General features: G+C 43.2%; 22 protein-coding genes and 1 other RNA gene. 12 read left to right on the top strand and 11 right to left on the bottom strand.

Features of this window, described 5'->3' with window-relative positions; all coding sequences use genetic code 11:
* Positions 1-34: 34 nt before the first annotated feature.
* Positions 35-331: a hypothetical protein gene (locus tag MNR06_RS13390; protein WP_243536866.1), complete on the top strand. Its 297-nt coding sequence runs from the start codon at positions 35-37 to the stop codon at positions 329-331.
* A gap of 51 nt (positions 332-382) precedes the next feature.
* Here MNR06_RS13390 and MNR06_RS13395 read toward each other — a convergent pair whose 3' ends face one another.
* Entirely contained in the window at positions 383-1990 is a 1608-nt protein-coding gene (locus MNR06_RS13395) for a PAS domain-containing hybrid sensor histidine kinase/response regulator (RefSeq protein WP_243536867.1), read from the bottom strand.
* A 158-nt stretch (positions 1991-2148) separates the two neighbouring features.
* Between MNR06_RS13395 and MNR06_RS13400 the strand changes: the two genes are divergently transcribed.
* The gene (locus tag MNR06_RS13400) at positions 2149-2586 is read left to right on the top strand and encodes an OsmC family protein (RefSeq protein WP_243536868.1); all 438 of its coding nucleotides are present in this window, start codon (positions 2149-2151) and stop codon (positions 2584-2586) included.
* Positions 2587-2683: 97 nt separating this feature from the next.
* Positions 2684-3094: a four-helix bundle copper-binding protein gene (locus MNR06_RS13405; RefSeq protein WP_243536869.1), complete on the top strand. Its 411-nt coding sequence runs from the start codon at positions 2684-2686 to the stop codon at positions 3092-3094.
* Between the two features lie 70 nt (positions 3095-3164).
* Here the strand turns inward: MNR06_RS13405 and MNR06_RS13410 are convergent, their stop codons facing one another.
* Positions 3165-3623, bottom strand: a complete 459-nt coding sequence (locus MNR06_RS13410; protein ID WP_243536870.1) for a fibronectin type III domain-containing protein — start codon at positions 3621-3623, stop codon at positions 3165-3167.
* Between the two features lie 98 nt (positions 3624-3721).
* Here MNR06_RS13410 and rnpB point away from each other — a divergent pair.
* Both rnpB and MNR06_RS13420 read left to right on the top strand, forming a co-directional pair.
* Positions 3722-4108: RNase P RNA component class A (gene rnpB, locus MNR06_RS13415), an RNA gene on the top strand.
* A gap of 278 nt (positions 4109-4386) precedes the next feature.
* Positions 4387-6210 carry a M3 family oligoendopeptidase gene (locus MNR06_RS13420; RefSeq protein WP_243540789.1) on the top strand — a complete coding sequence of 608 codons (1824 nt, stop codon included), beginning with the start codon at positions 4387-4389 and terminating at the stop codon, positions 6208-6210.
* Positions 6211-6257: 47 nt separating this feature from the next.
* On the opposite strand, the gene MNR06_RS13425 is transcribed toward MNR06_RS13420, so the two are convergent.
* The 9 genes from MNR06_RS13425 to MNR06_RS13465 form a co-directional block, all read right to left on the bottom strand.
* Positions 6258-6872: a glutathione S-transferase family protein gene (locus MNR06_RS13425; RefSeq protein ID WP_243536871.1), complete on the bottom strand. Its 615-nt coding sequence runs from the start codon at positions 6870-6872 to the stop codon at positions 6258-6260.
* Positions 6873-6887: 15 nt separating this feature from the next.
* The gene (locus MNR06_RS13430) at positions 6888-7682 is read right to left on the bottom strand and encodes an ABC transporter permease (RefSeq protein ID WP_243536872.1); all 795 of its coding nucleotides are present in this window, start codon (positions 7680-7682) and stop codon (positions 6888-6890) included.
* A gap of 3 nt (positions 7683-7685) precedes the next feature.
* The gene (locus MNR06_RS13435) at positions 7686-8504 is read right to left on the bottom strand and encodes an ABC transporter permease (protein ID WP_243536873.1); all 819 of its coding nucleotides are present in this window, start codon (positions 8502-8504) and stop codon (positions 7686-7688) included.
* The gene (locus MNR06_RS13440; RefSeq protein ID WP_243536874.1) at positions 8455-9285 is read right to left on the bottom strand and encodes an ATP-binding cassette domain-containing protein; all 831 of its coding nucleotides are present in this window, start codon (positions 9283-9285) and stop codon (positions 8455-8457) included. The genes MNR06_RS13435 and MNR06_RS13440 overlap by 50 nt, the downstream gene beginning before the upstream one ends.
* A gap of 22 nt (positions 9286-9307) precedes the next feature.
* A complete protein-coding gene (locus MNR06_RS13445; RefSeq protein WP_243536875.1) occupies positions 9308-9838 on the bottom strand; it encodes a hypothetical protein in 531 nt (176 codons plus the stop codon).
* 98 nt (positions 9839-9936) lie between these two features.
* Positions 9937-10737: an endonuclease/exonuclease/phosphatase family protein gene (locus MNR06_RS13450; RefSeq protein WP_243536876.1), complete on the bottom strand. Its 801-nt coding sequence runs from the start codon at positions 10735-10737 to the stop codon at positions 9937-9939.
* Positions 10738-10793: 56 nt separating this feature from the next.
* Positions 10794-11318 carry a GNAT family N-acetyltransferase gene (locus MNR06_RS13455; protein ID WP_243536877.1) on the bottom strand — a complete coding sequence of 175 codons (525 nt, stop codon included), beginning with the start codon at positions 11316-11318 and terminating at the stop codon, positions 10794-10796.
* Between the two features lie 6 nt (positions 11319-11324).
* Positions 11325-12359, bottom strand: a complete 1035-nt coding sequence (locus MNR06_RS13460) for a class I SAM-dependent methyltransferase (RefSeq protein ID WP_243536878.1) — start codon at positions 12357-12359, stop codon at positions 11325-11327.
* A complete protein-coding gene (locus MNR06_RS13465; RefSeq protein WP_243536879.1) occupies positions 12359-12877 on the bottom strand; it encodes a hypothetical protein in 519 nt (172 codons plus the stop codon). Before MNR06_RS13465 ends, MNR06_RS13460 begins: the two co-directional genes overlap by 1 nt.
* A 120-nt stretch (positions 12878-12997) precedes the next feature.
* On the opposite strand from MNR06_RS13465, the gene MNR06_RS13470 reads away from it, so the two are divergent.
* The 7 genes from MNR06_RS13470 to MNR06_RS13500 all read left to right on the top strand — a co-directional run bounded on the left by MNR06_RS13470 (position 12998) and on the right by MNR06_RS13500 (position 21477).
* Complete coding sequence (locus MNR06_RS13470; protein WP_243536880.1) at positions 12998-13630, top strand: hotdog family protein; 633 nt, start codon at positions 12998-13000, stop codon at positions 13628-13630.
* Positions 13631-13635: 5 nt separating this feature from the next.
* Positions 13636-15243, top strand: coding sequence for a carboxyl transferase domain-containing protein (locus MNR06_RS13475; protein ID WP_243536881.1), 1608 nt, complete (start codon positions 13636-13638; stop codon positions 15241-15243).
* Between the two features lie 2 nt (positions 15244-15245).
* The gene (locus tag MNR06_RS13480; protein ID WP_243536882.1) at positions 15246-16025 is read left to right on the top strand and encodes an enoyl-CoA hydratase-related protein; all 780 of its coding nucleotides are present in this window, start codon (positions 15246-15248) and stop codon (positions 16023-16025) included.
* The gene (locus tag MNR06_RS13485) at positions 16025-17503 is read left to right on the top strand and encodes an acetyl-CoA carboxylase biotin carboxylase subunit (protein ID WP_243536883.1); all 1479 of its coding nucleotides are present in this window, start codon (positions 16025-16027) and stop codon (positions 17501-17503) included. The genes MNR06_RS13480 and MNR06_RS13485 overlap by 1 nt, the downstream gene beginning before the upstream one ends.
* On the top strand, positions 17503-17880 hold the full coding sequence (locus tag MNR06_RS13490) for an acetyl-CoA carboxylase biotin carboxyl carrier protein subunit (RefSeq protein ID WP_243536884.1): 378 nt from the start codon (positions 17503-17505) through the stop codon (positions 17878-17880). The genes MNR06_RS13485 and MNR06_RS13490 overlap by 1 nt, the downstream gene beginning before the upstream one ends.
* A gap of 16 nt (positions 17881-17896) precedes the next feature.
* Entirely contained in the window at positions 17897-18838 is a 942-nt protein-coding gene (locus MNR06_RS13495; protein ID WP_243536885.1) for a hydroxymethylglutaryl-CoA lyase, read from the top strand.
* A gap of 104 nt (positions 18839-18942) precedes the next feature.
* Complete coding sequence (locus MNR06_RS13500; RefSeq protein ID WP_243536886.1) at positions 18943-21477, top strand: PAS domain S-box protein; 2535 nt, start codon at positions 18943-18945, stop codon at positions 21475-21477.
* The last annotated feature ends 57 nt before the right edge of the window (positions 21478-21534 follow it).

Raw genomic sequence — 21534 nt, forward strand, 5'->3', positions numbered from 1 at the left:
TATCACGATTTTTATTAATCTACCTGGAGAATTTATGAAAAAAGGTCTTTTAGTATTAGCAGCAAGTTTGCTTTTACCAATCTCAAGCTTTGCATGGATTCCAAACATGCAGTTTCAAATCACTCACTATAACGCCGTAGTTCAGGTGATTAATACAACTCCGTACAATGCTTACTGCCAAGGTTATGTTTACGGCCAAACGCAAATGGGTTCGCTTGTAAATAGCTGGTTTGCTAGCTACGTTCCTGCAGGCGGATATGCTTATGCTTACGTATACACGAGCTATCCATCCTATTTTGTGAATGCTTGGGCACAGATTAATTGCCAATAATTAGAAAAGTAAAAACCCGCTTCAAAATAGCGGGTTTTTTTATTTCCTTTTCTAGGCTGTTGTTGCATCCCTGAAGGTCGGGTGGGGTTCAGCCGTAAAAGTTGATTTGATCGCTTTGATCAATGTGTCTTTACGAATTGGTTTTGATAAGTGCATATCGCAACCCGATTGCAAGCTCTTCGCGACATCTTCTGAAAACGCATTCGCTGTACACGCAAAAATATGCGACGGAGTTCGACCGGTGAAGGCTTCAAAGTCACGAATTTGTCTGGTGGCCTCATAGCCATCCATTTCAGGCATTTGCACGTCCATAAAGATAATATCGTAACGTTGTTCTTTGGCCATGTTGACTGCTTCAACCCCGCTTTCAGCATAGCTAATTTGGTGAATGCTGTTTTGTAAGTAGATACCAAAAAGATTGCGGTTATCGTCAACGTCATCAACGACTAAAATCTTTAGCCGTGAATCAATAATAGTATGAGATAAATCACTTAACTTATAACGACCCTGAAACGGGTTGTGCATTTGCGTTTTACGCTCTGTCGTGACCGGCATAGAAGCTGTGAAGTAAAATACACTTCCTGTGTTCGGTTCGCTTTCTAGCCAAATCTGACCGCTCATAAGCTCAACGATGTTTTTTGTGATCGATAATCCAAGGCCCGTGCCGCCATACCGGCGGTTTGTCGCAGAATCGGCTTGCGTAAAAGGTTTAAAGATATCTTTAAATTTAGATTTCTGAATGCCAATTCCGGTGTCAGCCACACAGAATAAAATATTTCCTGGGCGCGATGTGTGGTTCTTTGCCACTCTTAACGTGATTTCACCTGTGTGAGTAAATTTAATCGCGTTATTAACTAAGTTCATTAAAACTTGGCGCAGACGATCGATGTCGCCGATAAAAAAAGTGTCTAGATCAGCGTCTACAGAAAGTTTTAACTGCAATCCTTTTTCTTTTGCTCTAAAACCAAGAACAGAAACCAACTCATCTAAAAGTTTTTTAAGTTCAAAAGGGATGAGTTTTAATTCGATTTCGCCGGCCTCTACTTTTGAAAGATCTAAAATATCATTGATAATAGTCATCAACTGATTGTTCGCTCTTTGCAAAATTTCGACGAAGTTTGCTTGCTGATCGTCTAAAGAAGTCTCAGCAAGAGTATCGGTAATACCAATAATTGAATTTAATGGAGTTCGAATTTCATGACTCATGTTTGCTAAGAAAATGGATTTCGCATGAGTTGCAGCTTTGGCCTTGGCTGCTGTCGAAAGCAGCTCGCGATTTTTCTTTTCTAAGTGTTCAGCCAAGGTTTTTTTCTCAGTAATATCCATGGCCATTTTTACGATCTTAACGACTTTTCCGTGAGCATTGCGCACTGGAGTGTACGCTCCTTGAATCCAAATAGGCTCACCGAATTTGGTGACTCTTCGGAACTCTCCGGCTTGACTATGTCCATTGGCAAGTTGAGTCCACATTTCTAAATACGACAGTTCATGATTCTGAAATTCTGGTAAGAACATCGAATGATGTCTGCCTACAATTTCTTCAAACGCGTATCCAAATAGGTTCAGAAAATTCTGATTTGCCCACAGAATATAACCGCGGGCATCGAATTCGATGACAGCATTAGAATCTAGTAAAGCTTCAAAAACGGACTCAGTCATACAACAAGTCTATCTACATTGCGGGTTGATAATAAAATTACAAAATCACTTTAAAATTAAAGTTTTGTAATTCACCTTCTGTTTATAAGCTTCGCGGATGATTAGTTCAGAAAAAATCCCTATATTTTAGATGCACGAAGGTTTTCAGGAGGTTAGTGATGCTGAATTTTCCTATGAAGTTTTCCGTGAAAAGTGCTGCTCAACCAGGGATCCATGTTAATTGGCAAACATCCACCATCTCTACGGATCAAGCGTTACCCAGTGCAGTGCCCGTGCAATTCGGTGGATTAGGCAGGGCATTCTCGCCTGAGGATTTTTACGCTCTTTCGATTTCAAACTGCCTAATTGGAACATTTAAGGTGTACGCAGAAAAATCCTCTCTGCAGTTTGAAGAAATCACCTGCGATTGCACTTTAGATGTCGATCGTAATGAACAAGGTGTGCCGTGGATGTCAAAAGTAGATATCAACGTACAGCTGTATCATCCAAGTTCTAAAGAAAAAGCAGAGGCATTGATCAAAAAGACGATCAGGGAATCTATGGTTTTAAATTCAATTAAAACTGAAACAAATGTGCACTTTGAAATTATACAGTAACTGATCCTTAGCAAGCCTATGAACTCTAACAACTTTGAATCGAATAAGTTTTTTCTTTTCAAAGATAAAGAGAGACTTAGGCTCTAAGGAGGAAGTTATGCCTATCACCCAAATACAGGACAGTGACATCTCACGATGTATTAATCTTTGCCTAAGCTGCGAACGCAGCTGCCTTGAAACATTTAATTATTGTGTGGAACAAAAGGGGACCGCCTTTTCAGGCAAACATCTTTCCTTACTGCAGTTCTGTGCGGATTCCTGTCACTTATCTGCAAAGCTTTTGATGGCCGATGTAAATCATTTCCATCAAGCGTGCGAACTTACTTTCGAACTTTGCTCTTCAACTGCAGCTGAATGCGAACGCTATGAGGGTGATGATATATTCGTTCGCTGCGCAGAAATCTGCAGAGAAACTCAAGAGCTGTGCCGAAGATTAGCAGGCATGACAGTTCGAGTGCCTTTCCAAGAAATTCCCCGCACTCAAACTTCGACGCAGGCTTCTCACTAATAAGTTTAGGGAATAAAAAAAAGCCCTCTGTTTTCGCAGAGGGCTTTTTTAGTTTTGATTCTTTGAAAAATTACTTCGCAGTGAACATTGAAGTCGCAAAGAAACCTTTGCGGAAAGTAGACCAGTTGCCTGATCTTACAGGAGCGACTCTCCAGAAATAGTTTTTACCAGCTTCTAAGCCAGAAACTTCAAACTTAGCATCAGTCACGTGGTATTCATTCGCAACCAACCATTTAAAGTTTGGATCAGTCGCCACTTGTACGTGGTATTCGTTAGCATCTGGATTTGCTTTCCAAGCTAAAGCTGCTTTTCCGCCCGTAACTGCTTCATTGTAAGCAGGGCCTGTAAGTTCAACCACAGCAGGAACTTTGCGTTTATCAGGATTGCTCATAGGCTGTGGAAAAAGCGCATTCATTTGAGCTGAAAGATCACCGTGACCGCCACCACCGTGGCCACCTTCTTCAGCCATAGCAGGTGCAGTTAAAGCTAAAGTCATAGCAAATGCGAATAGGGATACGACGATCTTCATAGTATAATTCCTTTTGTAATGAATGCTTTGAAAGTAAAATAAAATGTGGATTTAGAAAACCCTCTTGCGAATATTGCCGGAGGGTGTTAAAAAATCCCACGGTTTTGCGGATGATTGCTTTAAAAGATGTCGTAAGACATTGAAATTAAAGAGGAAAGTCCGGACTCCATATGGCAGCGCAAGGGGTAACGCCCCTCTACGGTAACGTAAGGAACAGTGGAACAGAGAGAATGTCCAGGGCATTGAGCCCGGAAGCGGGAACGGGAGCTTCTGGGGGAGTCGCTGGAGTGAAAACAGCCAAACTCTGCGCGGAGCAAGATCAAATAGGGTGACATTAGTAGAGCGGCCAGCTCGTAGTCACCGGGTAAGATCGCTTGAGGGTGTCAGTAATGTCACTCCCAGAGGAATGATCATCTATGGTTATCGGGTAAAATTATGGGACCTGGTGACTAAGACAGAATCCGGCTTACAGCAAAACCTAACTCCCACCTTCCTCCTAGGGGTCGTCGATAACGGCCCATCCGACTGCGTTGTCGGCATTTTTCCTTCGCTCCGATGTGGCGCTGCCACACCTCCGCTGCAGAAAAACACCTCCGCCTTGCGGCTGAACCGTTCTCGCCAACCCTGTTATGCCTGGTTTTTTTTCTGGCTCTTCCTTCGGAAGTCGCGTTTGCTCGTCCCTTTGGGCCTCGTGGTTTGGGACTTTGCAGTCTATCCTTTATTTTGTTTTCTCAACTGCCTCGAAGGAGTAGGGTTCTTGGCTATGGAAAAAATGGCTTGGAATATTGAATCGGAATATCCTTCTTATAATTCTTCTGAATTTGCGGCTGATTTTGAATTGGTTTCGCAAAAGGTGGCTTTGCTGGAAAAGCGAGTTGCTCAGATTTCTTCAGAACTTTCTTCTACTCTTGATAATGGCAAAGACCTGTCTGGTGCTTTAGTTGACCAGCTTCAGGCTATTGTTATTGATGCTGAAGAAGCTGGGGTTCTGGCTTGGAATATGGGGACTTACCTTAATTGTGTGCTGTCGGTGGATTCTACTGATGAAGGGGCTAAGGCTAAGCGTTCAGAGTTGAGTGCTTTAAGTTCTCGTAGTTCTCAGGCGTTTGTGCCGGTCGATAATTTTATTATTCGTTGTTCTGAAAAAACTTTGATGGCTTTGCTGGCGCATCCGCTAGTGGCGCCTAGTGAATTTTTGTGGCGTCATTCTCGTAAACTTCGTGAGACGGTTTTATCTAATAATGAAGAAGCTTTGCTTGAAGCGGTTAGTACCCCGGGGCTTCGTGCTTGGGGTGAGCTTTATACTACTTTAAGCGGCACTATGAAGTGTCATATGAAGTTTGCTGATCGTACTGAGACTGTGGGGCTAGCGCATGCCAGTGCTTTGATTCGTAATCAAGATCCTGAAGTTCGTCGTGTGGCTTGGGAAAGTATTCAAGAAGCTTGGAATGGACAAAAGGAAACTGCGGCTTCTATTTTGAATTCTATTTCTGGTTGGCGACATGAAGTGAATAAGAAACGTTCTTATTCTAAACAAGTTCATTTCTTAGATACCGCTCTTCAACAAACTCGTATTGAAAAAGACACTTTAGAGGCAATGTTGACGGCTTGTTACGACAACGTTCACGAAAGTCGTAAGGCTGCCACTTTGATGGCGAAAGTGATGGGTAAGTCTGCATTAGATCCTTGGGATCTTTTGGCGCAAAGCCCGGTTTCTGGTGGTAAAAAAGAACGGTCTTATGATGAAGCTTTGGTGTTGATTGAAAATTCGTTCAGACAAATTGATCCGAAGATGGGTGAGTTTGTTAAGATGATGGCCGACAACCGTTGGATTGAAGCCCGCGTTCTTCCGACGAAACGTAACGGTGCTTATTGCACAGGTTTCCCTAAGAAGCGTGAGCCCCGTGTGTTTATGACCTTTATGGGTTCTAACAGCGATATTTCAACGCTTGCTCATGAACTTGGTCATGCTTTCCATTCTTGGGTGATGCGTGATTTGCCTCGAAAGCAAACCTACTATCCTATGACGTTGGCTGAAACTGCTAGTATTTTCGCTGAAGCTGTTTTGCATGATGTTTTGATCGAAGAAGCATCAACCAAAGAAGAAAAAATCGAATTTGCCTGGGGAGAAATCGAAGGAGCGACAAGCTTCCTTTTAAATATTCCTGCGCGCTTTGACTTTGAAAAAAGCTTCTATGAGCAAAGAGCTAAGCGTGCCCTAAGTGCCGATGAACTTTCTAAGCTAACAGATGATGCTTGGACGAAATGGTATGGTCCGACATTAAGTCAAAATGATAAAATGTTCTGGGCTTCAAAACTGCATTTCGCTATGGCAGGGACAAGTTTTTATAACTTCCCTTATACCTTTGGGTATCTATTCAGCATGAGTATCTATGCTCGTCGTAAAGACTTGGGCGCAAACTTCATGCAAACTTATATCGATATTTTGCGTGATACGGGCAGAATGAGTGCTGAAGATTTAGTGCAAAAGCATTTAGGTGAAGATATTCGTAAGCCAGAGTTCTGGAAAAAATCTATTCAAGTGATCAATCAAAAAGTAAACGCTTTTGAAAAACTAGCGTTCTAAGAAAAAGCAGTTTCCTGCATTCACAGGAAACTGCGATTTAACTATCTTTAAGCTTCGCGCATTTTCGCTAACTTTTGGAAAGCAGGGCGGTCCTTACAAGCCTTCATCCATCTGTCGATGTTTTTGTGCGGAGCCAAGTCCATACCTAAGCTATTTACCAAGTGTACAACCGAAGCGACGTTCAAATCAGCCACTGTGAATCTTTCATCGACTAGATAGGTTTTACCTTCTAGGCCTCTTTCTAAAGTTTTCAGATAATTTGGAATGATCTTTTTAGCATCTTCGATCACCTGATGATTTCTTTTATCTTCAGGAACGAACATTTCTTGAATCAGCCAATCTACGGCTGGCTTTTGCAAATCAACCAAGGCCCAGAAGCTCCATTGCATCATATGTGCATCTTCAACCGGTGTTCTGGGTGCTAACGGCGATTGATATTTTTTCGCCAAATAGCTTGTGATTGCCATGGATTCCCACACAGTCACATCGCCGTCAACGATAGCAGGGATTTTTCCGTTGGGATTGATTTTCAAATAATCTTCAGACTTGTGTTCTCTTTCCTTCATGTTTAAAGGCATCACTTCATAGGGAAGTTGCAGCTCTTCAAGCATCCAATAGCAGCGGCCTGCGCTTGATCTTGCGGATCCATAAATTTTAATCATAGGAACGACCTTTCTTTAGGAGCTAGCGCTTGAATAAAACTTCAGCGCATATTTCCAAAACTTGTTAGATGAATAAATCAAAATCACTGAAAGTAAAATAGCCCAGCCAAATAACAGATAATCCGGCGCTTCGAGCAAAGCTCTAGATGGCACGCTGGCAATGACGCCCACGGGAAGGGCGGTCAAAAGAATCCATTTAAACCACGGAACATAAATGGAATCAGGACGCATCCCTAAGCGATAAAGTTGAAACCAGATGAACTGCAAGTTTTCAGAGCGCGCAAAAATCACAGCCGTTGAAGCAATCATAAAGCGGACTGTGTAAAGAGCAGCAAGACCGCACGGAATAAGTACCAGCAACCACAACAAACGAATCCATTGGAAGTCAGGGTAGTGAACCAGGCTATAGATAAACCATCCTGACGCTAACAGAAGATTTCCGATCATCGCCGTAGAAGCTTTTTGCAAGCTGAGCATGAATTGAGAGTTTACTGGCTTTGCTAACAGTAAATCTAGATCACCTTTACGAACTTTTTCTGAAAAGGAATCCAGGTTTTCTGAAAATATGATCATATAAATTCCATCAACGACAAAAACGATTCCTAGAAATACACGCATCTGCGCTAAATTCCAGTCGCCAATCTTTTCGGTGTGATGAAATAAAACTTCGTAGGTTAAAATTTGCGCCATATACCAGAAAATATCCGTCACAATTCTTGTTAGAAAGTTCACGCGATATTCTAGATCAGCAATAAAGCTTGTACGGAATAAGGCTAGGTAAAGCTTCAAATATTTTTTTAGTTGAGCCATGCTTTAAGCACCTGTTCCCGCGTAGGTGTTAACTCCACGGCGCCACATCCATAGGCCCAAAAGATTAATCACCACAATGCCGGCTGTGACAGACGCAAAGGCCTGCATGACGGATCCAACTTCTAAGCGTCCTGTGATGTAGCCCACCGGAACGTACACTCCAGAGCTAAAAGGCAAAGCAAGGACGATACTTTTAAAAGGCTCTGGCATTAAATCTAATGGGAAAAGTTCACCAGTAAATAGCCACAAGGCTAAGTTCTTAGCACCCGTAAGGGCGTGGGCTTTATTAAAATGAAAAGCTAAAGTCGCAACTAGGAAACTTAAAGAATGCACCAGAATTAAATAATAGAATTCCAGGGCAAAAGCTAAAGGCAGTCGTTCAAAGTGGGTTGGCAAATCAAAAAACATCACGGCCAACACAGGGATGGTCATAGAAACGATTGTCGTGATGAATTTATATCCCATTAGCTGCGAGAAATAATATTCATAAAACGACATCGGACGAGTCAGTAAACTGTTGATCGTGCCTGAATCAATTTCTTGAATCATGCGGTATTCATACATCCAGCTCGTGCAAATACGAGCAAAGAAGGCACCCCAAAGGGCATAGGAAAGATAGTACTCTCTGCCAAAGCCGGCGATTTCTGCTGTGGCAGCACCAGCAAAGATCGCAAACCACAACAGCATTTCAATACCTGTGGTCAGCATGGGTTGCAAAATCGCATCAACGAAATAGTTAAGGCGATATTCTAAATTAGAGACGATCGCTAGATTAGCGAATGCGAGATTCCGTCTCCAAAAAGCGACGAATGACGTCTTCAAAATCTACCTCTTCGTTTTGTGCTAATTCAGCATTGGACTTGGTTACGAAATCAGGAACTGTACCTTCATAGACAATATTGCCTTTGCTGATCAGTAAAAGCTTGTCAGCAAGCTTAGCGATGTCGTCCATATAGTGGCTGGTAAGAATCACTGTCGGGCTTTTTTCTTTCACATATTCATCTAAGAATTCACGAATAGTTTCTTGCGCGACGATGTCTAAACCAATGGTGGGTTCATCTAGGAACAACACTTGTGGTTCATGTAAAAGAGCGCCGATGATTTCCATTTTCATACGCTCACCCAGACTTAGACGGCGCAGTTGCGTGTGAAGAACATGGGTGCAATGAAGCATTTGAGCTAAATGATCGACGCGGGCGCGGGCTTTTTTCACATCAAGATCATAGATTCTTGCAAGTAAAGAAAATGAATCTGCAGGCGAGATATCCCACCATAACTGATTTTTCTGACCTAACAAGATGCTGATTTGGCGAAGATATTCATTCTTTCGTTCCCACGGACGATAGCCCAAAACTTTAGCATCACCGCTGGTCGGAGTTACAAGCCCAGAAAGCATTTTAAGCAAAGTGGTTTTGCCGGCACCATTGGCGCCGACTAAGCCCACGATCTGGCCTGATTCAATTTTCAAGGTGGTCGGTTCAAGAGCCACCTTAGAAATATTCTTTCGATTGATAAATCCGCGTAGGGAATTTACGAAGCCTTCAGGTTTCTGGTAGGTCGTATAAACGCGGCTTAGATTCTCGGTTTCAATTACTATCGCCATGGCGGCGACTATATTCTAGATTCTAGTTTGTTTGAAAAGAAAACTCAGCGTAACGTTCTTCGTCGCTAAAATAGGTTTGCGTGTCAGAGGAAACGTAACTTCCTTCGACAATTCGGCCCTCTTTGCAATTTTTTAAAGTTTCTCTAGAGCCATCAAAGCCACAGTCACCTGTGTACCAAGCTTTTTCAGAGTATTGGATTTTATAACCAACTAAAACGTCGTTTTTAAAGTAAGCAACGACGCCATCCAACCGAGTGCGACCCGTAGAATAATAATCGCCCTCCAAAATAGTATCGCCCCAGATTTGCGCTTGTTCAGCGGCGATGCCACGAAGGACACCTTTTACAGGCTCAGAAAGTTTACTAAGCTTGGCTTTCTGATTATAGACGACTTGTTTTGAATAAGGAGCTTTGCACGAATCAGCATTGCACGCGTTTTCAAAGTGCGCAGCTTCTTCGTAGAATTTATCGCCGTTAGGTCCCATTTGGTCGGCGAAAGAAAATGAAGTAACGAAAATTCCCAAAAGTGCGACTAAGGCAGTTTTCACAGACATGGTTACCTCCAAAAAGGAGACTATGCGCTGAATCTGTGAAAACTTTTAATACATAGATCTAAAGTTATTATGCCGAAAATGAATTTCGAAAAACGATGTCATTTAAGGCGTAAAACCGCTGTCAGTGGCTTGTGATCAGAGCTGTCGACATCATTAAGAATTTCAGCCTCTAAGGTATCAAACCCGCGAATATAGATGTGATCTAACTTACGACCACGACTATCGTTTTTAAGAACTACTTTCTTTAATTTAAGGTAGTTCATAATCGCATCTGTAGCTGAAAGGCGGTTCCCGTTCCAAGTATTAAAGTCGCCAGCGAAAATCATGGGGCCTTTGTGCTTTTTCAAGTAGTCCGCAGCCTGGTCAATGTGTTCGCGATTAGTCTCGTTACTGACAAAGTTCAAAGCATGGATATTGGCAATCAATAGAGTCTGCGGGTGATTGGCGATGGCGTACTCTTCAATCAAAGTCATCTTAGGGGTGTTCAGGATGGGTTCTCTGCCAGGGCTTCTTAAGTAGTGGACCGATAAAGCTTTGATGCGACCACCGCTCATGACGCCTGTTGGATTATTGTCGTTATCAATGAAGCTTGTTGCGAAGTTCCAGCAAAAACCTTTTTGGTTTAAGGCAATCGCTGGAACAAAAGCATCAAGCATGGATTCTTGAATCAGGACTAGGTTTGAACGTTGAACTAAAGAAGTAAAATCGCGGGCCCAACGGGCACCTTCAGAGCCTTTTTTAATATTCCAAACTGAGATTTGAAAATTAGCGGGGAGGTAATCAGGTTTGCAGGTCCCGAATTCACTTAAAACATTCTTGTCGCTTGGGATATGAATTTTAGCTTGAGATTGAACGCAGCAAAGCAATAGAAGACAAAGGATCCATCCCTTGATCATCATTTTTCCCTCCTTGGAAAAACAGTGAATACTCAGACAAAGTCGAAGTGCATAAGGCCCTAGATTTTTTTAGCAAGAACCACAAATTCAAGATTTTCCACTTTCGGAATTCCGAAGCGTTCGTCACCGTATGGAAAAGGTTTCTTTTCTCCAGTTAGGCGGAACCCATGCTTTTCATACCAAGCAATCAGTTCCTTACGCACAGAAATCACCGTCATAAAAATGGTATTACAATCCCAAAATTGTGCAAGTGCTTCTGACTCTGCCAAAAGCATTTTCCCTATGCTCTTTTTTTGCAGTTTCGGATCGACGGTTAACATTCCCAAGTAGCATTTTTCATCTTGGTGTTCTAAGTGAACACAGCCCAAAAGATTTCCGGTGTCGTCATCCTCAGCGATAAGAACAATCGAACCATCTTTGTGAATGAGATCGGTGATACCCTGTTTGTCGACGCGCTGGCCGCCAAGAATGTCAGCTTCCGTGGTCCAGCCCACTTTCGAGCTATCACCGCGATAAGCTGAATTCACAAGCTGCACAAGACTTTCCACATGACTGTCATCGGCTTGAGTGAATTCGATATGCATAAATTCCTACTTCTTTTTTAGATAAACGAAGAACTCTTTTCCCTGGCGTCTTGGGACTGACTTTTGCCAGCGGCCCCAGAAGATCGGGTGATAGTGACCTTTTAAGCGTTGGCGAAGTTCCCATTCACTTCCACCATAAGGGGGGCCTTGGCGTTTTTCAAAGGCAAAGAAAACACCCATCAAATGACCGCCACTTACCAAAAGACGATTCCAGGTTTTGACTAATTCCTGTCTTTTGATTGGGTTTATAGCGCAATAGCACGTGTGTTCGAAAACAATGTCAAAAGATTGATCCATGTTCTGTGGAAGTTTGAAAAGATCCGCTTCCATGAACGTGATATTTTCCAAGTGTCCGTAAAGTTTTTTTGCTCTTTCTAAAGCCACTGGGGAAATATCCACCGCCGTTACAAAGTGCCCTGCCGCTGCAAATAAAGCGGCATCGTGACCTTCACCGCAACCCAAAACCAGGACGCGGGAACGGGAGATTTTCAGACGCGGAATCATGTCTTTTAAGGCTTCAGCGGGTTCGCCTAAATTCCAGCCGGGATTTTTTTCTTCCTCATAAATCGAAGTCCAAAATTTTTCTTTTTCGACTTCTTTTTTAGGCTGCCAGTAGTTTGGAATTTCAATCTGCTTCCCTTGAAACTCGACGTAATCGTCGCCGTATTCATCTAGCAAATTAAAGAATTCGGCTTGGGCTTTGCGCGAGAAAACAAAAGGAATTTTATTCGAAGCATATCCGTGGAAACGATCCCATTCATCAAGTGATAGGGATTCAAGTTCAAACGCATAATGAACACCGTAAGGAAGGCTGATTTCCCAAGAATTATTTTTAAGGTGAACATTGGTAGCGATATAAGGTTCGTCGAAAGCTTCAACGATGACTGGTGTTGCGCCGATAGTGGAAACTAAGGTGCCACCTTCGTGAAGTTTTAAATTTTGCAGAAGTTCTTGGCCCACTAGAGGGTCTTGGATGCGAACCTCGCGGCTCAGTCCAAATCCCTCTTCATCAATTTGTACAAATTGAGTGGGAATAGGCATTAGTGCTCTGTTTTAGGGGCTGCTGGTGTTACAGCAGGAGTGGCTGTCGGAGCAGGAGTGGCCGCTGGTGTTTCGCCAGTAGTTGCTGTTTCTGCTTCTTCAGTTTCTTCGCCCGGAGTGATAGTCGAACCTTCAGTGAAAACTACGATGTCGTTAGTTGTTTTAACTGATTGCAAAGTCCATTTATCAACGTCTGAATCTTCAGATGGTTCGCGGTAAAGAACAGCTTCACCTTCGATAACTTGTTCTAACTCTTCGCCGTCTTCAGTTGGCTCAACAAATTTGTAAGCAAACGTGGCGCGCACTTTGTTGTCGCTTAAAGTTTCAGTCCAAAGTCTCATGATTGTAAGGTCTTTAGCGTTGGGCTTTTTAGTAACCAAAGTGTTGCCGATAAGCTCAGCCAATTTCACCTGAATGCCGGAGTGCGTCTCAAATCCAACGGCTTCTGAAGTGTGAATTACGTTCCAAGTCCATACGAGGGCGGCAACGAAAACGATGAGACTAACAATTTTCTTCATTTCTAGAGTCCTCTCTCTATTACTCAGTGTTCTAAAACTGACAACCTTATCCGAGCATGATATTTCGTTTTTTTCAACTATCGTGTCCGGTACTCCGATGTAGACCAGAGAGGATATCTCATGAATCAGCAATGGCTGACAATCTTAATGTCAAAGGGGATTGAGCTTGAGCAAAACTTGCGACAACAGTTGCAAAGTGCAAAAGACGGTTTGAAAAGCCAGCTCGAAGAACGCGGAATTCGCTTAGGGGCCGCTGATCTGGCGGCGTTGTTAGAAGAGATTTCTCCGAAGGCCTCTCATGCTGCGCTTAGTTATGCGCTTGATATCGTAAGACCTTTTTCTGCAGGGATGGGTTTAAGAATTTCTCGTCTGTCAGACACGCAAGTTGAGATGGTCATTCCAGCTCGCACTCGCAACATGAGCGAAGAAAATGCATTGCATGAAGGTGCGCTGATCACTGCAGCGGTTGAGGCGTCTAAACTTTTGTGGATGCGACATGCGCCGATTGGTGGTTTTCAAATCACTGTTACGCACACAGAAGCAAATTTCTTTAAAACTTGCAGTGAAGAATGCCGTCTGCGCTTGGAACTTTCCGAACAAAGCCGCGAAATTATTTTAACTCAAGTTCGGGATAACCGCGAAGCCAAGGCTGAAGCTGAAGTGAAGGTTTTTGACGAACACGAACAAGCCATCGCTGAGATCCGCTTGAATTTGAATTTTAAACACATGCCTGCGTTGAGCGGCCAAGGTTAGAGTAAATGGAAATTTTAGAAAGTCATATTGATACAGGCTCTGCTGATTTCAAAGCCAATCGCGAAGCGATGATGAATGTTGTGAACGAATGGCGTGAGCGCGTGAACTTGGTAAAACAGGGTGGCGGAGAAGACGCGACCAAAAAACATAAAGCACGCGGTAAATTAACCGCTCGCGAACGTATTGAAGCTTTGCTAGATAAAGGCACGGCATTTTTAGAATTCTCATCATTAGCAGCGTGGGATATGTATGAAGGCCAAGCGCCAGGAGCTGGTGTTATCACTGGTATCGGTGTTGTTCATGGCACTGAGGTTATGATTGTAGCCAACGATGCGACTGTTAAAGGGGGAACTTATTTCCCAATGACCGTGAAAAAGCATTTGCGCGCCCAAGAAGTTGCTTTTGAAAACGGTCTGCCATGTATCTATCTTGTGGATTCTGGTGGTGCTTTCTTGCCAATGCAAGCGGATGTATTCCCTGATAGAGACCACTTTGGTCGTATTTTCTATAATCAAGCTCGCATGTCGGCGGCAAACATTCCGCAAATCGCTGTGGTCATGGGTTCATGTACCGCGGGTGGAGCCTATGTGCCAGCGATGAGTGATGAAACTGTGATCGTAAAAGAAAACGGAACTATTTTCCTAGGTGGTCCGCCATTAGTTAAAGCGGCGACCGGTGAAGTGGTTGATGCGCAAGAACTTGGTGGCGCGCAAGTGCACTGTGAAAACAGTGGTGTGACGGATCACTTTGCTGAAGACGATCAACACGCTATTGAAATCACTCGTTCCATCGTAGCGCACTTAAATCACAAGCGTGCAGTTGAATTAAAAATGATGCCGGTGGAAGAGCCGCAATTTGACAGCAAAGAAATTTACGGTGTTATCCCTAAAGACAGCCGCGTTCCATTTGATGTGCGTGAAATCATCGCGCGCGTTGTGGATGGTTCTCGCTTCCATGAATTTAAACCATTGTTCGGAAAAACATTGGTGACAGGTTTTGCTCACATCTGGGGTATGCCTGTGGGTATCATCGCGAATAACGGAGTGTTGTTCAGCGAAAGCGCACAGAAAGCAGCGCACTTCATCGAGCTTTGTGAACAACGCGAAGTTCCTTTGATCTTCTTGCAAAACATCACTGGCTTCATGGTCGGTAAAAAATATGAAAACGAAGGTATCGCTAAGCACGGGGCAAAAATGGTTATGGCCGTTTCTAATGCCCACGTTCCAAAATTCACAGTGGTGATTGGGGGATCGTACGGTGCCGGTAACTACGGTATGTGCGGCAGAGCCTTCCAACCTCGCCAAATGTGGATGTGGCCTAATGCTAAGATCAGCGTGATGGGCGGTGAACAAGCGGCGAACGTTTTATTGACTGTAAAAATGGATCAGATGGCAGCGAAAAAACAAACGATGTCACCTGACGAACAAGCTGAATTCAAACGTCCGACGTTAGAGAAATACGAAAAAGAAAGCTCTTGTTATTATTCATCAGCTCGTCTGTGGGATGATGGCATTATTGATCCGGCGGACACGCGTCGTGTTCTAGCATTGGGTATTGCTGCGAGCTTAAACAAATCTTGGGGCGAAAAATCCCAAGGTGTCTTTAGGATGTAATTATGTCTTTTGTTGTTGTTACAGAACTTAATCACGTCGCTTACGTTAAATTGCACCGCCCTGAAGTGCGTAATGCTTTTAACCCCGAGATGATCGCTGAAATCACAAAAATTTTCCACGACCTGAACGCGCGCACTGATTTACGTGCAGTGGTATTACAAGGGGAAGGAAAAGTCTTCTGTGCTGGGGCTGACTTGAACTGGATGAAAGAAATGGTGAACTTTTCTTTCGTCCAAAATCAGGATGACTCTTTAAAACTATTTCACATGTTTGAATCTATCGCGCACTGCACTTTGCCTGTTATCGGTTTAGTCCACGGCGCTGCTTTTGGTGGTGCTTTGGGTTTAGTGGCTGTTTGTGACGAAGTCATTGCTGAAGAGGGAACTCAGTTTTGCTTTAGTGAAGTGAAACTTGGCATTGCTCCGGCAGTGATCAGTTCATTTGTTTCTAAAAAAGCAGTTCCAGGTAAAGTCCGCCCGTTGATGCTTTCAGGCGTGGTGTTTAACCCGCATGTGGCCCATCAAGCAGGATTAGTAACCGAAGTAGTGCCGGCAGGTGAAGGTCACACGGCCGTGCAAAAAGTTTTGCATGCTTATTTGCAATGTGGACCTGAAGCTGTTCGAGCTACTAAAAAACTTTTGAACAATATCGATCATATGACGTGGGATCAGCAGCGCAATTCCACAACGAATTTGATTGCTGAACGTCGCGCCAGCGCCGAAGGCCAAGAAGGTTTAAAGTCCTTTCTTGAAAAACGTGAACCTTCATGGAGATCTCAATAATGGCTAAGTTTACCCGTATCGCCGTCGCAAATCGCGGTGAAGTCGCAGTTCGTATTATTAAAGCCTGCGAAGAATTAGGAATAGAAACAGTTCTTTTACATTCAGAAGCAGATATCAATTCGCGTGCTTACCGTATGGCGACTAAAACTATGTGCATCGGTCCAGCAGCAACGGCTGAAAGTTACTTGAACATCAAAGCTAACATTGATGGCGCCTTAGCTGGTGGAGCACAAGCTGTGCATCCTGGATTTGGTTTCCTTTCTGAAAATGCTGACTTTGCTGAAGCAGTAACTAAAGCAGGATTGGTCTTTATTGGTCCTTCTGCGGATTCAATTCGCTCTTTAGGTGATAAAGTTCACTGTAAAGAATTAGCGAAAAAAGCCGGACTTCCTTTGGTGCCAGGTTATCAAGGTGAAAACCAAGATGTCGTTCACCTTATCACTCAAGCTGAAAAAATCGGTTTCCCGGTAATCGTAAAAGCCGCTGCTGGTGGTGGCGGTCGTGGTATGAAGTTAATCAAATCATCTGCGGAAGCGGGTGAACTGATTGAATCAGCGCAACGTGAAGCTGCAAGTGCGTTTGGTTCGCCGAAAGTTTTTCTGGAAAAATATTTGGATCGCGCTAAACACATTGAGTTCCAAGTTTTCGGTGATAGCACTGGCAACGTTCAACATTTCTTTGACCGTGAGTGTTCTGTTCAACGTCGCCATCAAAAAATCATCGAAGAAGCAACTTCGCCTTCATTAACTGAAGATCTTCGCCGTCGTATGGGCGAAGCAGCTTGCGCCATTGCGACTTTAGGTAATTATAAAGGTGCAGGAACAGTTGAGTTCCTATTGCAAGACGGTGAATTCTATTTGCTAGAAGTAAATACGCGTTTGCAAGTTGAACATCCAGTGACTGAAGAAGTTTTGGGTGTGGATTTAGTAAAAATGCAAATCCTAACGGCGCAGGGTGAATTCGTGCATGATCCTAAAACGATTCGCATTCCTCGCGGACATTCTATCGAATGCCGTATCTATGCTGAAAATCCTTATCTTGGTGGTGTTCCATCAACTGGGTTACTAGGAAAAGTACAATGGCCTGAGGGTCCGCGTCGCCGTTACGAATATGGTTTTGATGAAGGCGACACTATCACTCCTTACTATGATCCAATGATCGCAAAAGTGATCGTATGGGATGAAAACCGTCCACGTGCGATTCAGAAAATGATCAAGGTGTTGCAAGACTCTGTGGTTTTCGGTGTTCACACGAACATTCCATATTTGATCGAAATTCTGTCCCATAAAGAATTTGTTATGGGCACAATGACGACGCGATTTATTGAAACATATTTTAGCGAGCCGATTAAAGAGCCTGCTTTGTCAGAGCTTGATAAGAAAATCGCGGACGGCGCTTTAGCACACTTAAGAGGTGCGGGAAGTGATCAAGGAACAGTTTCCCAATCACCATGGACTTCTTACTGGAGAGGTATCTAATGGAAATGAAAATTCGCGTAGATGGTGTAGATCACAAAGTTCAAGCTCAGCTTCTTAAAGGAACTATGTGGGTTCATTTAAACGGTAGAACTTTCACAATTGATACGGCAGCCGGGAAAAAAGGTCGCAAAAAGGGTGGCGCTTCAGGTTCCTCTGATCAGATCGTTTCACCAATGCCAGGCAAAGTGACTAAAATTTTAGTTAGCCCAGGGGCTAGTATTCAAGCAGGCCAATCTGTCTTAGTCATGGAAGCGATGAAGATGGAGTATACTCTAAAGGCTGATATTGCTGGTGTTATTGATTCAATTCAATGCACAGTGGGCGAACAAGTAGCCCTAGGTAAATTGTTAGTTAAGATTCAACCAGAGAAGGCATAGTTAAAAGAAAGCCTGTATGAAAAACGCAGTCACGATTGTTGAAATGGGATTAAGAGATGGCTTACAAAACGAGAAAACCGTTTTGGATGCTGAAACGCGGGTGGAAATTGCCCGTCGTCTGACTAATGCAGGCGTTAAACGCCTAGAGGTCGGAGCTTTCGTTTCACCAAAGTGGGTTCCGCAAATGGCGGGAACTGCTGAAATCGTGGCACAGTCTTTTGCTTTGGTAAAGCAGGGTGTGATTCCTAAGAAAACTGAATTTTCAGTTTTAGTTCCTAATGAAAAAGGCATGCTTGATGCCATCGCCAGTGGTGTAAAAGAAGTTGCGATCTTTGCGGCTTGCTCTGAATCTTTTTCTTTAAAGAACATCAATTGTTCCATCGACGAAAGCTTTAAGCGCTTTGAGCCTGTGATGGCTTTAGCAAAGAAGCACAAAATTAAAGTTCGTGGCTATTTGTCGACATGTTTTGGCTGTCCGTTTGAAGGAAAAGTTTCTGAAGCAAAAGTGATCAAGCTTGCACAAAGAATGTATAAGCTTGGCGTGTACGAAATTTCCATTGGCGATACCATCGGTGTAGCGAACGCGGGCCAAGTTGAATTGATGTTTAAAAAACTCAAAAAAGTTGTTCCAGTTAAAAAATTAGCAGGGCATTTTCACGATACTCGTGGACAAGCCTTAGCCAACATCCTTGCTGCCTATAAGGTTGGAGTGAAAATTTTCGACACAAGTCTAGGTGGACTGGGTGGTTGCCCTTACGCTCCTGGTGCGACTGGAAACGTCGCCACAGAAGACGTGGTTTACATGTTCCACGGTATGGGAATTAAAACGGGCTTAGATCTTTCTAAGTTAGTTGATTTAAATCCGATGGTAGCTGAGAAAATTCAACATCCACTTCCCTCTAAAGTAGGCAAAGTGGGTGTTTTAAAGCCTCTGGGAAAAGTCAGCGCCCAGAATTAACCTTGGAAATTGTCTTACAGCAAAAAATGCGGCCACTGAGTCCCATTCAATACCTTTAGGGCAATTGATTTGAAAGCACCTATTCGCAGGCGTAGACTGAGTCTATGGCAGAATCTTCGAATAATGGCATTGCACAAAATTATCGGACGATTTTTGAATCCAACGTTGTTGGTATCGTTCTTGGGGATCTGTCGGGTAAAATCACTGAAGCCAATTCTTACTTTTTAAATCTTATAGGCTACACCCGTGAAGAAGTTGGAAGAGGTGAGCTTTATTGGTCCAAGATCACCGTACCTGAAGATTTAGAAAAATCCGTGCAAAGAGCGCAAGAAGTTTCGGACATAAAGACATCGACCGAACCCATTGAAAAAAGATATGTCCATAAAAACGGAACTATTATTCCTGTGTTAGTCGGTCTTAGTTATATCGATGATAACAAAATCATCGGCGTGATTTTGGATTTAACTGCGCGCAAAAAAGCGGAAGAAGAATTAGAAAAGTCCAAACATAAGCTTGAAGAACGGGTTCAGGAACGGACTGCACAACTAAGAAGGTCAGAAGCCTTCTTCGAAGCAATTTTCGAAAACATTCCTAACATGGTTTTTGTAAAGGATGCTAAAGACCTGCGGTTCGTGCGTTTTAATAAAGCAGGCGAAGAACTTATTGGTGTTCCGCGCACCATGATGATGGGGAAGAACGACTACGATTTCTTTCCAAAGGATCAAGCCGATTTTTTTACCTCTAAAGATAAAGATGTTTTGAAGAAAGCCCGTGTGGTTGATATCGCCGAAGAGCCGATCGAAACTAACAAAGGTACGCGCGTTCTGCACACTAAGAAGATTCCTTTGCTAAATAAAGATGGCAGGGCGGAATACCTTTTAGGTATCTCTGAAGACATCACAGAAAAAAAAGAAACTGAATTGCAAAAAATTTCTTTAATCCAAGAACAAGCTGCGCGGCAAGCTGCCGAAGAGCGCGCCCTACAGATGAGTTTCCTATCAAGCGTCAGTGCTGCGATCTCGAAAAACTTTGATATTGATTCTGCCATTCAAGAATTCATCAGAAAAAGTGTTGAGTTCATGTGCGATGTCTGCGTCGTTCAGGTTCTAAACGAAGAAAGAAATGATGTCGAAGTGACTTATGTTGGCGGTAAAGAACCTGCAGACGAAGAATTTATTGCTAAATGGGTAAAAGACCATCCCATGCGTTGGGATGCGCAAGTCGGTCCCGCAAATGTATTGCGTACGGGGGAATCAACGATTGATTTCGGAACTCCGGCTAAATCCTATATAAAGGAAACCTTCAGTACTGAGGCTGCTAAGACCGAGAATGCATTTCAAGTCGCTTCAATTCTGCGCAATGCAATCAAGATCCCTGGGCAAAGTCCTATAGGCCTTGTGTCTTATATTTCTAAAACTAAAAACTATAATCACATGGACTTGGTATTCGGCGAGGATTTAAGCAGTCGCTTAGCGTCTGCCATTGTAAATTCTAGGCTTTATCTGAAAGCTCAAGAAGCCAGTAGATCTAAAACCCTATTCCTAGCAAACATGAGCCATGAGATTCGCACACCATTAGGAGCTATGCTAGGGTACGCTGAACTTCTTAAAGAAGATAATTTCCTCGATGATCCGCAAAAAGAGTTAATTACGACGGTCCTAAGAAACGGACAGCAGCTTATGGAAATCGTCGATGAAATTTTAGATATTTCAAAAGTTGAATCAGAAAGAATTCAGATCGAAAAAATTAATTTCGATCTGCCTGATTTATTGAAGGATATTATTCAGCTTTTAAATGTTCGTGCCTTAGAAAAAGGAATAGAGCTAAAAACTCATTACCATGATCTGCCTCATTATATAAAAACGGATCCCACGCGACTTCGTCAGATTCTGATTAATCTGCTTGGTAACGCTATTAAGTTTACTGAAAAAGGTTATGTCGAACTGGAAGTTAAACCCGGAAAACACCTTATAGAATTTGTCATTAAGGATTCAGGCATCGGTATTCCTCCAAATAAGCGAACTGAATTATTTCAAGCGTTCTCTCAGGCGGAAACCTCTACAACCCGTCGCTTTGGTGGCACGGGCCTAGGACTATATCTGTCTCGTAAATTAGCCCGCCTACTTGGTGGCGATGTCATTTTAGATAATAGCACCCTTGGCGAGGGAACTACTTTTATTGCTTCTGTTGGGTACACTGAAGTGGAAGAAGTTCATCCACCGAAAAAAGCGCCACCTAAAGGACCTATTGCAGGCCTAGAAAATATTGAAAGAATCTTGATCGTCGACGATGCCCCAGACAACCGAAATCTTTTCGTCCGCTACTTACAAAAAATGGGAATCACCTCTGATAAAATAGAAGTGGCTCAAAACGGAAAGGAAGCAGTGGAAAAATGCGGTAGTAATGAATACTCCCTTGTGCTTATGGACATTCAAATGCCTGTGATGGATGGCTTTGAGGCCGTGAAACAGCTACGTTCCCAGGGTTATGAAGGACCGGTTGTTGCTTTGACCGCCCATGCAATGAAGGGTGACGAAGAAAAGTGCTTAGCTGAAGGGTTTGATGGATATTTACAAAAACCTCTATCCCGCGATGCCTTGGCGGATCTTCTAGTAAAAACCAACAATCACTCCCATTAAAACAGGTCTGTCTTTTGCAAATCACAATCAGTGATGCTTGCTCGTTGGCTGACCTTT

It is taken from the genome of Bdellovibrio reynosensis, from assembly GCF_022814725.1.
Classification (GTDB): Bacteria; Bdellovibrionota; Bdellovibrionia; order Bdellovibrionales; family Bdellovibrionaceae; genus Bdellovibrio; species Bdellovibrio reynosensis.

Bases quoted from the DNA above. Each gene is read 5' to 3' on its own strand.
- MNR06_RS13485 (WP_243536883.1), top strand. From the start codon at position 16,025: ATGGCTAAGTTTACCCGTATCGCCGTCGCAAATCGCGGTGAAGTCGCA.
- MNR06_RS13410 (WP_243536870.1), bottom strand. From the start codon at position 3,623: ATGAAGATCGTCGTATCCCTATTCGCATTTGCTATGACTTTAGCTTTA.
- MNR06_RS13440 (WP_243536874.1), bottom strand. From the start codon at position 9,285: ATGGCGATAGTAATTGAAACCGAGAATCTAAGCCGCGTTTATACGACC.
- MNR06_RS13490 (WP_243536884.1), top strand. From the start codon at position 17,503: ATGGAAATGAAAATTCGCGTAGATGGTGTAGATCACAAAGTTCAAGCT.
- MNR06_RS13495 (WP_243536885.1), top strand. From the start codon at position 17,897: ATGAAAAACGCAGTCACGATTGTTGAAATGGGATTAAGAGATGGCTTA.
- MNR06_RS13420 (WP_243540789.1), top strand. From the start codon at position 4,387: ATGGAAAAAATGGCTTGGAATATTGAATCGGAATATCCTTCTTATAAT.
- MNR06_RS13445 (WP_243536875.1), bottom strand. From the start codon at position 9,838: ATGTCTGTGAAAACTGCCTTAGTCGCACTTTTGGGAATTTTCGTTACT.
- MNR06_RS13425 (WP_243536871.1), bottom strand. From the start codon at position 6,872: ATGATTAAAATTTATGGATCCGCAAGATCAAGCGCAGGCCGCTGCTAT.
- MNR06_RS13390 (WP_243536866.1), top strand. From the start codon at position 35: ATGAAAAAAGGTCTTTTAGTATTAGCAGCAAGTTTGCTTTTACCAATC.
- MNR06_RS13405 (WP_243536869.1), top strand. From the start codon at position 2,684: ATGCCTATCACCCAAATACAGGACAGTGACATCTCACGATGTATTAAT.
- MNR06_RS13500 (WP_243536886.1), top strand. From the start codon at position 18,943: ATGGCAGAATCTTCGAATAATGGCATTGCACAAAATTATCGGACGATT.
- MNR06_RS13395 (WP_243536867.1), bottom strand. From the start codon at position 1,990: ATGACTGAGTCCGTTTTTGAAGCTTTACTAGATTCTAATGCTGTCATC.
- MNR06_RS13455 (WP_243536877.1), bottom strand. From the start codon at position 11,318: ATGCATATCGAATTCACTCAAGCCGATGACAGTCATGTGGAAAGTCTT.
- MNR06_RS13480 (WP_243536882.1), top strand. From the start codon at position 15,246: ATGTCTTTTGTTGTTGTTACAGAACTTAATCACGTCGCTTACGTTAAA.
- MNR06_RS13400 (WP_243536868.1), top strand. From the start codon at position 2,149: ATGCTGAATTTTCCTATGAAGTTTTCCGTGAAAAGTGCTGCTCAACCA.
- MNR06_RS13430 (WP_243536872.1), bottom strand. From the start codon at position 7,682: ATGGCTCAACTAAAAAAATATTTGAAGCTTTACCTAGCCTTATTCCGT.
- MNR06_RS13450 (WP_243536876.1), bottom strand. From the start codon at position 10,737: ATGATGATCAAGGGATGGATCCTTTGTCTTCTATTGCTTTGCTGCGTT.
- MNR06_RS13465 (WP_243536879.1), bottom strand. From the start codon at position 12,877: ATGAAGAAAATTGTTAGTCTCATCGTTTTCGTTGCCGCCCTCGTATGG.
- MNR06_RS13470 (WP_243536880.1), top strand. From the start codon at position 12,998: ATGAATCAGCAATGGCTGACAATCTTAATGTCAAAGGGGATTGAGCTT.
- MNR06_RS13460 (WP_243536878.1), bottom strand. From the start codon at position 12,359: ATGCCTATTCCCACTCAATTTGTACAAATTGATGAAGAGGGATTTGGA.
- MNR06_RS13475 (WP_243536881.1), top strand. From the start codon at position 13,636: ATGGAAATTTTAGAAAGTCATATTGATACAGGCTCTGCTGATTTCAAA.